Source organism: Kitasatospora sp. NPDC127035, assembly GCF_042726075.1.
Classification (GTDB): Bacteria; Actinomycetota; Actinomycetes; order Streptomycetales; family Streptomycetaceae; genus Kitasatospora.
On the sequence record NZ_JBHXDN010000018.1, the window covers coordinates 102,577 to 115,954 of the forward strand.

8 protein-coding genes are annotated in these 13,378 nt (G+C 71.6%); 2 read left to right on the forward strand and 6 right to left on the reverse strand.

The features are described from left to right. Positions 1–30 precede the first annotated feature (30 nt). Entirely contained in the window at positions 31–2,034 is a 2,004-nt protein-coding gene (locus ACFWIC_RS15495; RefSeq protein WP_380518857.1) for a beta-galactosidase, read from the reverse strand. Between the two features lie 417 nt (positions 2,035–2,451). On the opposite strand from ACFWIC_RS15495, the gene ACFWIC_RS15500 reads away from it, so the two are divergent. Continuing rightward, positions 2,452–3,345 carry a LysR substrate-binding domain-containing protein gene (locus ACFWIC_RS15500; protein WP_380364249.1) on the forward strand — a complete coding sequence of 298 codons (894 nt, stop codon included), beginning with the start codon at positions 2,452–2,454 and terminating at the stop codon, positions 3,343–3,345. Positions 3,346–3,421: 76 nt separating this feature from the next. Here ACFWIC_RS15500 and ACFWIC_RS15505 read toward each other — a convergent pair whose 3' ends face one another. The 5 genes from ACFWIC_RS15505 to ACFWIC_RS15525 form a co-directional block, all read right to left on the reverse strand. After that, complete coding sequence (locus ACFWIC_RS15505) at positions 3,422–4,876, reverse strand: aldehyde dehydrogenase family protein (protein WP_380518860.1); 1,455 nt, start codon at positions 4,874–4,876, stop codon at positions 3,422–3,424. A 131-nt stretch (positions 4,877–5,007) separates the two neighbouring features. Beyond that, positions 5,008–6,018: a zinc-binding dehydrogenase gene (locus ACFWIC_RS15510; RefSeq protein ID WP_380518863.1), complete on the reverse strand. Its 1,011-nt coding sequence runs from the start codon at positions 6,016–6,018 to the stop codon at positions 5,008–5,010. A 102-nt stretch (positions 6,019–6,120) separates the two neighbouring features. Beyond that, positions 6,121–7,383: an MFS transporter gene (locus ACFWIC_RS15515; RefSeq protein WP_380518866.1), complete on the reverse strand. Its 1,263-nt coding sequence runs from the start codon at positions 7,381–7,383 to the stop codon at positions 6,121–6,123. 185 nt (positions 7,384–7,568) lie between these two features. Next, positions 7,569–8,921, reverse strand: a complete 1,353-nt coding sequence (phnA, locus tag ACFWIC_RS15520; protein ID WP_380518869.1) for a phosphonoacetate hydrolase — start codon at positions 8,919–8,921, stop codon at positions 7,569–7,571. A gap of 240 nt (positions 8,922–9,161) precedes the next feature. Then, complete coding sequence (locus ACFWIC_RS15525) at positions 9,162–10,058, reverse strand: ROK family protein (protein WP_380518872.1); 897 nt, start codon at positions 10,056–10,058, stop codon at positions 9,162–9,164. Between the two features lie 946 nt (positions 10,059–11,004). Here ACFWIC_RS15525 and ACFWIC_RS15530 point away from each other — a divergent pair. After that, entirely contained in the window at positions 11,005–13,263 is a 2,259-nt protein-coding gene (locus ACFWIC_RS15530) for an alkaline phosphatase D family protein (RefSeq protein ID WP_380518875.1), read from the forward strand. The last annotated feature ends 115 nt before the right edge of the window (positions 13,264–13,378 follow it).

Sequence of the window (13,378 nt, forward strand, 5' to 3'; positions counted from 1 at the left end):
GCCCGGCGCTGGGGCGCGGCACCACTTGTGTCAGCCGGCGTCCGGGGAGCCCTGCTCCCGGACGACGGCGACGTCGCCCGCCCCGACGGTCAGGCGGCCCGTGATCGTCGTGTTCGAGAGGAGCTCGACCCCGCCGCACGCGACCTCGACCGTGTCGTCGGTGTGGTTGAGGACGAACAGCCAGCTGCGCCCGTCCTCCGCCGTGCGGCGGACGACCTCCACCCCGTCGCCGGCGCCCGGCGCCGTACTGCCCACGCCCGCCTCGTCCAGCGCGCCCGCGATCAGCGCCCGCAGCGAGGAGTCGTCGAAGCGGGTGGCGGCGTAGCGCGCGAGGCCGGCGCCCGCGCTGTGGCGCAGCAGGGCCGGCCCGCCCGCCGCGGGGCCGTCGGCGAACCGGGCGTCGACGACGGCGCCGTCCGGGTGGACGGCCTCCGCCCAGATCCGCCCGGTCAGTCCGTTGTCGAGGGTCAGGGCGGCGCCTTCCCGCAACGGCAGGAACTCGTCGACGGTCAGCCCGAGCAGGTCCCGCAGGGCGCCCGGGTGGGGGCCGGGGTGGAGGCGGTCGTCGCGGTCGACGAGTCCGGAGAACGGACCGACCAGCAGGTGGCCGCCGCCGTGCACGTACGCGGTGAGCGCCCGGACCGTCCCGGGGGTGGCCAGGTAGTGGCTGGGGAGCAGCACGAGCCGGTACCGGGACAGCACGTCGGCGGAGACGTCGGAGGGGATCACGTCGCACACCACGCCCTGTTGCCAGACCGCGCGGTGCCATGCCTCGGCCTCTGTGGCGTACTCCAGGTCGACGCTCGGCCGGCCGCCCATTTCGAGGGCCCAGTAGTTCTCGTAGTCCCACAGCATCGCGACCTCGCCCGTCACCGTGGAGCCCGCGACCTCGCCGATCCTGCGGAGCACCGCGCCCAGCCGGACGACCTCCTGCCAGATCCGGGTGGACTCACCGCCCTGCGGGACCATCGCGGAGTGCCACTTCTCCACACCGGAGTCGGACTGGCGCCACTGGAAGAAGCAGGCCCCGTCCGAACCGCGGGCGATGTGCGCGAGGCTGTTGCGCAGCATCTCGCCGGGGCGCTTCGCGGTGTTCCGCGGCTGCCACTGGACGGCCGAGGTCGAGTGCTCCATCAGCAACCAGGGCCGGCCCGCGGCGATCCCCCGGGAGAGGTCGGCGCTGAAGGCGAGCCCGGTGTGGGCCTCGGGGTCGGCGGCGACCAGGTAGTGGTCGTTGGTGACGAGGTCGACCTCCGTTCCCCAGGCGCAGTAGTCGGCCCACTTGAACGACCCGGCCATGAAGTTGGTGGTCACCGGCCGTCCCGGTGAGTGGAGGTGGAGGATGTCACGTTCCGTCCGGTAGCAGGCCAGCACCTCGTCCGAGGCGAAGCGGTAGTAGTCCAGTTGCTGGGCGGGGTTGGTGCGGCCCGGCGTGGCGCCGGGTATCCGGACCTGCGACCAGGCGCTGTAGCGCTGACTCCAGAAGGCCGTTCCCCAGGCCCGGTTGAGGCCGTCGAGGTCGCCGTGGCGGGCGCGCAGCCAGCTGCGGAACGCCTCGGCGCTGGTGGGGCAGTGGCAGTGCGTGTTGTAGCCGCCGATCTCGTTGCCGACGTGCCACATCACCACGGCGGGGTGCTCGCCGTAGCGGCGGGCGAGCCGGTCGGCGACGACGCCGGCACGGCGCCGGTAGTCCGGTGAGGACGGGCAGAACCCCTGGCGCGAGCCGTGGCCCAGGCTCCGGCCGAGGTGGTCGACGAACTGGGCGTCGGGGTACTCCTCGGAGAACCACGGCGGGGGCGAGGCCGAGGGGGTGGCGAGGTCGACCGACACACCGCCCTCGTGCAGGAGGGCGATCACCTCGTCCATCCCGGAGAAGTCGAAGCGGTCCTGGTCGGGCTCGATCCACGACCACGAGAAGATGCCGAGCGACACGAGGTTCACGCCGGCCCGCTGCATCAGCCGGATGTCCTCACGCCACACGTCCCGGTCCCACTGGTCCGGGTTGTAGTCACCGCCGAACGCGAGTCGGGGCACCGAGCCCCAGGATGCGGCTCCCGGCACGGCTGCGGGCCCGGTTGCCGGGTTCGGTGTCGATGAGGGGGAAAGCTGTGACACTCGTCACTCCCAGGAGAAGGTGTGCGGAACGGGGGTGGGCCGGCGGGGCGGGCGGTGCCGCCGCGGCCGGACCCCTACAGTCAACACACGAATGTGACCGGTATCAACGATCTGAGCGGACATCATGGCTGTTGTAGCTAATGTTGGCATAACCATTGACAGTAAAATTGATACCGGTAACATCCCACTGACCAAACTCCGTCACGGGCGGTCGGTCAGGCCTTGCGTCGACGCCGGAGTCCGCGTTCCATGGGCGGACGCGGATTCCCCTTCCGGTCCACTCCACCCCGGGCCGGTACTCGGGGCCGAGGACCGCGTGCAACGGAGGTACGGCGCATGGTGACCCTGATCCAGCTGGAAGTACTCACGAAGGTGATCGAGTCCGGGGGCTTCTCCGGGGCGGCGAAGTCGCTGTTCACCAGCCAGCCGGCCGTGTCGAACCACATCCGCAACCTGGAGCGGTCCCTCGGCGCCCAGCTCGTCCACCGCACCAGCCAGGGCGCCCGCCCCACGCCGGCCGGGGAGATCGTGGTCGAGCACGCCCGGCGGATCTTCGGGATCATGGACGAACTGGAACTCGCCGTCGCCGAGCACCGGGGCCTGGGCGCCGGCCGGCTGGTGCTGGCGGGGACGACGACCCTGGGCACCTACCTCCTGCCGCTGCTGCTCTCCGAGTTCGCCCTGCGGGCCCCGAAGGTCTCCTGCCAGATCAGGGTGGGGAACGAGGAGACGGTCGAGTCGTGGCTGCTGCGGGGCGAGGTCGCGCTGGGGCTGTGCGCCGGCACGCCGCGGGACGAACAGCTCGTCGCCCAGGGCATGTTCGAGGAGGCCATGGTGCTGGTGGCGGAGCCGGGTTCACCCCTCATCGGCCGGGCCCTGACCCCCGCCGACCTGGCCGACCAGCGGTTCCTGATGCGCGAGGCGGGCTCCGCCACCCGTCGGCTCCAGGAGTCCGCGTTGCGGACGTGGGGGCTGGAGCGCGCCGAGCAGTGGGACATGTGGGGGACGGACACCCTGAAGCAGGCCGTCTCCCGGGGGCTCGGCCTGGCGGTCGTCTCCGAGCACGTCATCCGCCAGGAGACGGAGGCGGGGATGCTCGCGGCGCTGACCGTCGTGCCGGCCCCGCCCGTCCGGACGGTGTCCCTGGTACGGCGGGCCGACCGGGCGCTCACGCCGCCGGAGGAGGCGTTCGTGGCGCTGGTCGGAGCCGTCTCCGAGTGGCCCGGGTGACGGGCGGGACAGGTCGGGGCGGGCGGGGCCGGAGGGGTCGGCGGGGTCGGCGGGGTCGGCGGGGCCGGGCGGGGCGTCAGTACCGGATGCAGGCGGAGCGCAGGTCGGTGTAGAAGTCCCACACGTCCGGGGAGCACTCCGGGGCGCCGAGCTGCGAGGCCTTCGCCCCCATGTGCGGCAGGTGGGAGTACGCGCCGACACCCGGGCGGTTGACGTGCAGCATGCCCGCCTGGAAGTCCTGGAGGGCCTGGAACATCAGGGACGGGTTCTGGGTGAAGACGGTGCCGGACATCCCGTACTTCACCGAGTTGGAGATGCGCATGGCGTCCTCGTAGCCGTCGCACTCGATGACGGACAGGACGGGGCCGAAGACCTCCTCCTGGGCGATCTCGCTGTCCCAGGCCACGTCGGTCAGGACGGTGGGCTCCATGAAGTAGCCGGGGGTGTCCAGGGCCGCTTCCTTGCCGCCGCAGGCCAGCGTGGCGCCGGCCTCGACGGCGGTGCGCACCGCGGTCAGACAGGCCTGCAGGCGCTCCTCGTTGACCACCGGCCCGATGTCCGCCCAGTCCTGGTCACCGCGCCCGATCCGCATGGCGGACACGCGCGGGACGAGGCGCTCCAGCAGCGCGTCGCGGACGGCGCGGTCCACGATGACGCGGCTGGTGGCGCTGCACCGCTGGCCGCTCTGGCCGAACGCGCCGTGGATGACGGCGTCCGCGGCCGCGTCGAGGTCGGCGTCGGCGAGCACGATGAGCGCGTTCTTGCCGCCCAGTTCGAGCTGGGCGCGCATCAGCCGGCCCGCGCCGGCCCGGTTGATGGCCTGTCCGACCGGCAGGGAGCCGGTGAAGGAGATGCCGGCGACGCGCGGGTCGGAGACCAGGGCCTCGCCGGGGTCGCGGTCGCCCTGGACGAGGTTGAGGACGCCGGCGGGCAGCCCGGCGTCGACGAACGCCTGCACCAGCAGCGCCGAGGTCCAGGGGGTCAGCGGCGAGGGCTTCAGGACGGCCGTGCAGCCGGCGATCAGGGCGGGCGCCACCTTCCACATCGGGATGGCGACCGGGAAGTTCCACGGGGTGATGAGTCCGACCACGCCGAGCGGGCGCCGGAACGTCATGGCGAGGGTGCGCGGCTCCTCGGCCGGGGTGGTGACGCCGTTGATGCGGCGGGCCTCGCCGATGGTGAAGTCCAGGATGGTCAGCGAGCGCGCCACCTCGCCCCGGCCCTCGGACAGGCGCTTGCCCTGCTCCCTGGTGATCGCCTCGGCGAACAGCTCGGAGCGCTCGGTGATCAGGGCGGCCGCGGCCTTGAGCAGCTTGGCGCGTTCGATCGGCCCGACCGCGTCCCAGTCCCGCTGGGCGGTGGCCGCCGCGGTGACGGCGGCGGTGGCGTCACCGGCTCCGGACTCCGTGAACTCGCCGATCACGTCGGAGGTGTCCGCCGGATTCAGGTTCGGTCGCACCTGCCCCGTGATCGAGGGCGACCAGCGGCCGGCGATGTGGTTGAGCAGGTGCTCGGGGTGCGGATTCGACATGGCGGACTCCGTGACAGGAAGAGGGAGCAGGGAGGTGGCCCGTGCGGTCGGACGGGCGGCCGTGCGGTTGGACGCCGGGCCGACGGCCCTGATGAGGGGCCAGGGGCGTCGACCCGGCAGCGAGGGGGTGGTCAGCCCATGTGGACGGCGATCCGGGGGGCTGCCCCGGTGCGGGCCGCGGCGACGGCCGCGTCGATGTCCGTGAGGGGGAAGGAGTCGGGGACGAGCCGGGCGAACCGGTCCTGCACCGGGGTGCGGACGAGGAAGTCGACGGACTCGGTGAGGTCCTCGACCGTGTAGTTGTGGCTGCCGACGACACGGGTGAGGTTGCGGACGAAGGTGTTGGGTTCGAAGGCCACCTGTGGGCCGGGGGACACGGAGCCGACGAGGGCCACGCGGCCGTCCAGCCCGACGAGGTCCAGGGCGGACTGGACGGCCGCGTGGTGGCCGGACAGTTCGAAGACGACGTCCGCGCCGAACTCCTTGACCGCTGTTTCCAGCGCGCCCGGGGAGCAGGCGACACCGGCCCCGAACTCCAGTGCAAGGTGCCGCCGGCCCGCGTCGACGTCGCAGGCGATGACGTTGCGGGCGCCGCGGTCGAGGGCGTAGGCGATGGCGGTGAGGCCGAGCATGCCGCAACCGATCACGAGCACGTTGTCGCCGGCCGTGAGTTCGGTGCGCCGGGCCGCGCACACGACGGTGGCGGTGGCGCAGTTCGCGGGTGCGGCGACCGCGGCGGGCAGTTCGTCGGGGACGGCGACCAGGCCGGTGCCCGCGACCAGGTGGCAGTGGGTGGCGAGACCGCCGTTGTACCGCCAGTGGTCGGTGATGGCCTCGTGGCCGTACTTGCGGACGCTCTCGCACTTCTGCGGGACGCCGCGGGTGCAGCGCCGACAGGTGCCGCAGGAGGTGCCGATCGTCCAGGTGACCCGCTGGCCGGGGGCGACGGGCCGGCCGTCGGCGAGGACGGGGGAGCCGCCGACGGCCTCGACGACGCCGACGGCCTCGTGCCCCAGGACGGTCGGCAGCGGGGTGGGCCGGTGGCCGGCGATGGTGTGCAGGTCGCTGCCGCACACGGTGGCCAGTTCGATGCGGACCAGGACCTCGCCGGGCAGGAGCCGGGGGAGGGGCTGCTGTTCCACGCTGAACCCCTTCTCGGGTCCGGACCAGACGGCCGCGGTCGGCGGGAGTGAGGCGCGGGGTACGGAGTTCACGGTACTGGGGTGCGTCATGTCCGGTTCCGCCTAGCGTCGGATCGTGAGGGCGGTGAGCGCGCTGCACCCGCAGCACCCGGCCACGAAGAGGAAGATGAGACTGGTGTTGCCGGTGCTGTCCATCAGGCCGCCGATGAAGGGCTCTGCGGTCCCGGCGAAGAGGTAGGCGAAGCAGTTGACAGCGCCGACCGCGGTGCCGGCCATCCGCTTGCCGGCGATGTCGGGGCAGAGCGCCCAGAACGAGGACTGCGGGCCGTAGACGAAGAAGCCGGTGAGGAAGAGGACCACGATGCCGGTGGTGACGTTCAGCGGCGCGAGGTACATCGTCATGGAGGCGGCGGCGCCCAGGACCATGAAGAGGATGATCGGGCGGTCCCGGCGGGCTCCGAAGAGCCGGTCGGAGATCTGGCCGTTGGTGAGCGCGCCGACCGCCATGCCGACGGGCAGCGCGACCGAGATCCACAGCGGGCTGATGCCGCCGCCGCCCTTCTTCCAGTTCTCGCCGAGGAAGTAGACCGGGACCCAGATCAGCAGGCCGTAGCGGGCGGTGTTCTGGAACCCGATGGCGATGCCGGTGGACCAGATCTTGGGGTTGCGCAGCACGGTCTTGTAGCGCTGGAAGGAGGTCTCGCCGGCGTACGCGGCGGCGTCGGCCCGGTCGTCCTCCTCGTCGGCCTCGGTGACGGAGGCGGGGGGCTTGATGCCGGCCTGCTTGGGGTTCTCACGGGCGACGAAGTAGAAGGTGATGCCGCCGACGAGCATCAGCAGGACCGGGACCCGGAAGATCCACTGCCAGTCGAGCTTGAGGGTGTCGACGACGATGGTGGAGGTGACGAAGGCGAGGACGGAGGCCATGCCGGCGGCGAAGGTGTAGAAGCCGAAGCTCTTGCCCCGCTCGCGCGGGCCCCACCAGTTGGAGATGACCCGGCCGCCGGAGGGCCAGCCGAGGGACTGCGCGAACCCGTTGGCGCCCCACAGGAAGCTGAGCGACCTGGAGCCGACGGAGAAGCTCGTGCACCAGTTGAGGATGGTGGACAGGATGGCGCCGGCGGTCATCATGCGCCGGCCGCCGAACTTGTCGGCGAGGTTGCCGTTGATCATCTGGCCGGCGGCGTAGGACCAGAGCAGGATGCCGCTGATGCCGCCCAGTGCGGCCTTGCTCAGACCGAGGTCGGCCTGGATGCCGGGGATGGCGAAGCCGAAGGTCTGCCGGCCGGTGTAGAAGAAGAAGTAGCAGAACATCGCGGCCAGGAGCATGCGCCACTTGAGCTTGTTGTACTTGCCCTCGCTCACGAGTTCGAGGGTGGGGGTGCCGGGTCTCGGACCTTTGGTGTCCGATCTGGTGTTCTCGGCGTTCGACATGGTTCTCGACCGATCTGGGTGGGGGCCGGGGAGCGCCGCATGGCAGGCGGCGCGAGGTCGAGGCGGCGGCTGCCGCCGGTACCACGGCCGCCCCCCGAAGGGGCGGCCGCGGCCTGTCAGTGCGCGTGAGCGGTACCGCTCTCCTGCTGGGCGACGAGTGTGGTGGCCACCCAGAAGGCGTCGTAGTTGTGGATGACGGCGGGGTCGCCGTACGGCTCGTCGAGCGGTTCGGGCTCCGGGAGTCGACGGTTGATCAGGAACGGGATCTGGAGCTCGCCCAGTGCCCCGTGGGAGCGCAGCGGGGCGTCCAGCCCGCTGAGGTCGTGCCAGGCGGGGAAGCGGCCGAGGGCGGTGCCGGCTTCGGCGAGGACCACGATGTCGCCGATGCGGTCGGCGGGCTGCGCGAAGCGCGCGGCCGCCTCCTCGCGGCCGTGCACCTCCTGGATGCCCCCGATGGCGCGCAGGGCGCCGATCGTGGCGTCGCGGTCGGCGCCCTCGGGGAGGTACACGCTCGCGAAGGAACCGAGCGCGCCGTGGTGCACCGTGTACGGGTCCGTGATGGGCAGGATGACCCGCAGACCCTCGGCCTCGGCGTCCGCGGGGACGCCGAGGATGCGTCGGACCTCCTCCTCGACGAAGACGACCTGGGCGCGGCCCTGGGCGTCGGTCTTGGCGCTCATGCCGTGGTCGGCGGTGAGCACGACGGTCGCACCGAGTTCGGCCAGCCGACCCGCGTAGTGGTCGATCTTCTCGTAGAGGTCGTTGGCGGCCTCGGTACCCGGCGCGTTCTTGTGCTGGATGTAGTCCGTCAGCGACAGGTACATCAGGTCAGCGCCGCGGGTTTCGAGAATTCTCACGCCGGCGGCGAGAGCGAACTCGCTGAGGTCGGCCGAGTATACGGTCGGGAGCGGCTTTCCGACCAGGTCGAGAACGTCGCCGATTCCGTTCTCCTCGACGGTGGCCAGATCGGCCTTCTCGGCGGAGAAGCAGATGCCCCGGCGCGAGGGCGGGACGAACTCGCCGGACCCGTCGAGCGAGGGGCCCTCCTCGACGAGACCGGCGCCGAGCAGCCGGCGCAGCTTGTCCTTCGCGGTGACCACGACGACGTCCAGTCCGGCCTCGTTCGCCGCCGCCAGGAGGGTGGGCGCGCGCAGGAACCGCTTGTCGTTCATCAGGACTTCTTCACCGAGCCCGGTGTCGAAGATGTAGTTCCCGCTGATGCCGTGCACGGCCGGCGGCCGGCCGGTGGCGATGGACACGTTGTTGGGGTTGGTGAGGGCGGGCATCGCGCAGTGCGCCGGCCACGAGGTCCCCTCGTCTTCGAGGACCTTGCTCAGCCAGGGCATCCGACCGGCCGCCATCGCCTCGATGTGGTAGTCCGGCTCGCTGCCGTCGATGCAGATGACGACGACCGGGTTTGCGGGCCTGGCGTACGTCCTGCCGTTGACGGTGAAATTCCCGGTGGTCACGGGGGGCTCCTTAGCGTGTCGTTTACGTGGCGCGTATCTGTTGGTAACGCAAGGGTGGTGGCGTGGCGGATCGGGAGGAACCCCCGATCCGGTTATCCGGGTCATAAGTGCGGACCGCTGCTTTACGGCAGCTTGAGTCGGCCTTGGAGAACCCTTTGGCAACGATCCGGTGAAGGCACGGATCAGCCCGGTGCGCGGTGCCCGGTGTGGCAACGGGGCGGGGGAGGGAGGGGAGCGCCGTCAGCGGCTCCCGGCCAGCTCCTGGGCCAACATGGCGGCTCCCAGACAGGCCGCCCTGCCGCCCACCCGTCCCACGACCACCTCCGGGCGCGGACCGCGCCGGTTGTTCCTCCGGAGGACGGAGCCGATCTCCTGCCGCAGGGCCGTGTCCGCCGCCGGCAGCGGTCCGCCGACGACCACCCGCTCCACCTCGGCGGCCAGGATCATCTCGGCGAGCGCCCTGCTGTCCGCGCTCCGCAGCGTCACCGTCCGGTCGTCCGGCGAGTCCCCGCCCGGGGCGAAGGCCGCTGACCCCGCTGATTGCCCTCCGCGCAGCACCGCGGCCAGGACCGGGTCGCCCGATGCCACGAACACGAACGCGTCGCACCCGCGACCGGCTCCGAGCCTCCCCTCGGCGACGGCACCGGCGTGCCCCGCGTGTCCGAGGGCGACGGGCACGTCGAGGTGCTCCTCCAGCCAGCAGCGCAACGGCGTGCCCGCCCAGCCCAGTCGGGGCACCGTGGCGACGCCCGTGATCCGGTCGACGGATCCGCCGACCACGAGGCCGGCCGCCACCACCGGCATTCCCCGGCGGTTGGCGAGCGCGGCGAGGTCGCTCGCGCAGCCGAGCAGGGTGTCGAGCACGGCGTCCGGGCCCCGGTGCGGCCGGGTGTACCAGCGCTCGGACTCCCTCACCCGGCCGTCGCCGGTCATCACGGTCCCGTTGATGTAGCGCGCGCCGACGTCCAGGGCGACGACACTCGTCCCGGAGGCGGGACGCCGTCGCGCGGTCTCCTGTCCCGGTGCGCGGGGAAGGGCGCCGAGCTGTTCGGCGGGTGTGCCCCGCGCCGTGGTGGTGGCGCGGTCACGGTCCGGTGCGGGGCGGACGTGTTCGGGGTGCGGACGGGTGACGGTCATGGCGGCCCTGCCTCCGGGTGGTCCTGAGGGTGGTGTGCAGTGCCGCCGCCGCGCGGGCGGAGCGCACCTGCGTCCCGTCCCGACGAGAACGGCGGCCCGGGCCCGGGGCGACGGCATCGCGCTACGCCCCGTCCCGGGAGCGCGGGATCCGATGGTTGGTGAGGGGGAGGGCGGTGGCAAGGCCCGAAATGGTGATGGGGTGGATAGCGGAATCGTATGGGGGCGCTCCGTGCCCGGTGTCGGCGTGAGAAGTCCGGATCGTGTCGTGCGGATTTCCGCTCGGTAACACCCTGGCCGGATCGGCCGGGATGATGCCTGACGCCCGGTCGGGAAGGTCGGCGCGGGAGGTGTCGGGACGTTCAGGAGGCTCCGGGGCCGCCGGAGGTCGCCGGTCGGCCGGAGCGCGGCACCGGCCCCAATTCCTCTGAACGCGGCGGCACTTCACCCCGTCGGTTCGGTCCCTGGGCGATCGCGGTGGCCGGCGACCGGTGGATCCCGGCCGCTCGACGACCCGTCGCGGATTCCCGGGGAACACCCCGGCCGCCGGGAGGAATCGATCCGGACCGGACCGAGGGGCCGGAGCGGTGACCCGCCGCTCGCGCCCTTCCCCGGGATCTTGAAGAGAGTCCCCGTCCCCGATTCCGCGCACGGATATCCGGTGCGTGAGTATTGACAGCGCGGTTTCGCTGGCGCTGTAGTTCGACTCAGTCGCCCCGCCCGGTTTCGCCGGTTCTTGCCTGAACGGCACCGGCCACCCGAGCGGCTGCAGACCCTCGTCCGGCCGACCCGTGACGCCCCCACCCCGGCGCCGACGGCCGCCCCGCGCGACACGCACCGTCGACCCCACCGATCGGGTCTCCCGTACCCACCCCACCCCGCTCGACCACGCCCTTGCCGGGGCCGTGGTTCGACGGCACCGGTTGACACACCCCCTCAGGAGAAGACCATGGACGACTCTTCCCGCACTCCCTCCGAGATCAGCCGCCGGAGGGTCGTACAGCTGCTGGGCGCCGGCGCGGTGATGGCCACCGCCGGTACCACCATGACCGCCGCCACCGCGGAGGCGCACGCCAACCCCTGGTCGGGGCTGGTGGCGGCGGTTCTGGACGAACCTGATGCGGAGACCAACGCCCGCGGGCTGAAGACGCTGCTGGAGAACGCCGGTTTCGCCGTGATCACCCTGAACCCGAACCAGGGGGTGCGCTACCAGGCCGCGCCGTCCACGCTGTCCGCGGCGAACGCGGCGGCCGCGGCGAACGCGAGCGGTGTGCAGGAGGTGGCCCTGGTCGCCTTCGGCAGCTTCGCCGGCACCCTGCCCTCGTACTCCACCTTCGAGACGGGTCAGCGTGCGTCGCTGCAGGCCTTCGTCAAGGCCGGCGGAGTGGTCCTCGACCTCGCCCAGCCCGACCGGCCCGGTGTCGGCGTTCCCTACCTGCCGGTCTTCGACTACCAGTACGACGCGGTCCCGATGCACGCGGTGCGCACCGACTACGACTCCAACACGATCTACCCGGTGGACACCAACCATCCGCTGGTGAAGCCTCTGGCGGTGTCCACGGCAGCGGCCACCAGTGGCCAGGTGCTCACCGGCCGCCGGACCCGGCGCAGCGACGGGGGATACGAGAAGAAGCTCTGGACCAGTTGGGAGTCGCTGGGGGCCTGGGCCGAGATGCGCGTGCTCCTGTCCTGCGTGCCGGGAACGACGGGCTTCCCGGCGGCCCTGGTGGAGGGCAGGCACGAGAAGGGCAGGTACCTGGTCTCCAGCCTCACCATCGACAAGTGCTACGCGGCGGACGGCACCACGCCGGTCGAGTCCGCCGCCGCCATCGAGGACAGTCACACCTTCTTCAACGCCCTGACGGGGTACGTGCAGAAGGTGCGGGCTTCGAGCGCGCCCGGCGTGTCCACCACCCCGTCGCCCAAGGCCGGTCCGCTCGTCGGCGACGTGAGCGAGACCACGGCACGGATCTGGGCACGGCCGGGTGTGAACCGGGTGGCCTACCCGATCTGGAGCTGCCAGGTGAGCGGCGGGGCCGTGAACCAACCCGCCGACCGGACCATCATGCCCGACAACGACGAGACCGTCCTGTTCGACGTGACGGGCCTGACGCCGGACACGGACTACACCTTCACCATCACCTGTACGACCCCCGACGCCCCTTCCGTCCCGCTGACCGGGAAGTTCAGGACCGCACCGGTGTCGTCCGCGGCCACCAAGGTCATCCTGGGCGTGGGCTCCTGCGCACACAGCATCTCGAACCCCGTGTGGAAGCAGATCTTGGACAGCCAGTGTGAGGGCTTCGTCATGCTCGGCGACACCCCGTACGCCGACCGGGGGCTCAGCTTCAAGGGCGGCACTCCCCCCACGGACACCGAGGTCCTGACCAAGGCGCGCAGGACCCACCGGGAGTTCCTGGCCGCGCCCGGAATCGACAACCTGGTCAGGTCGATGCCGGTCTGGGGGACGTGGGACGACCACGACTACGGCGCCAACGGCTCCGACGGCACCTTCGTGAAGAAGGACCTGTTCCGCCAGGTGTTCGTCGACTACCGCGCCAACGCCTCCTTCGGCCACGCCACCAACGGGACCCAGGCGGTGACCGGCCGGGGTCCCGGTGAGGGCATCTACACGTCCTTCCGGCGCGGCCCGGTCGAGGTGTTCCTCATCGACCCGCGGTGGTTCTCCAACTCGGGTTCGAACCCGCGGGTCTGCATGGGGAGCGTCCAGAAGGACTGGCTGTTCGGGAAGCTGAAGGCGAGCACCGCCAAGTTCAAGCTCCTCGCTTCGGGAATGACCTGGTACGACAAGGCCGGCCCCGAGAGCGACGACTGGTTCACCTACCAGGCCGAGCGGGCCGAGTTGTTCAAGCACATCAGGGACAACAACATCAAGGGCTGCGTCCTGCTCAGCGGGGACATCCACGTCTCCCGCACCCTGAAGAACCACGGGGACCCGAACGTCGGTTATGACCTGTGGGAGTTCGTCGTCAGCCCGCTGCACGACAAGACGGCCGCCGACGTGCACCACGTGGGCACCCCTCCTGTCGGTCTCGTGGACAAGGTCGCCGAGCCCCGTACCTTCCTCAAGCTGGAGGCCGACACCAGCACCGCCACGCAGGCGAAGCTGACCGCCACCTGGATCAACGCAGCCGGTAAGACGGTCATCGGCCCCCTCGTGCTCACCGCAGCCCAACTCGGCTACTGAGAGCCGTACCTGAGGTGGGGGGCCGGCGGCCCCCCCCCCCCCCACCACAAAGAACAACGGCCACACCCCCCACCGCCCCACCCCGCGGCCGGGGGAGCAGGGCGGCGCAAGCGCG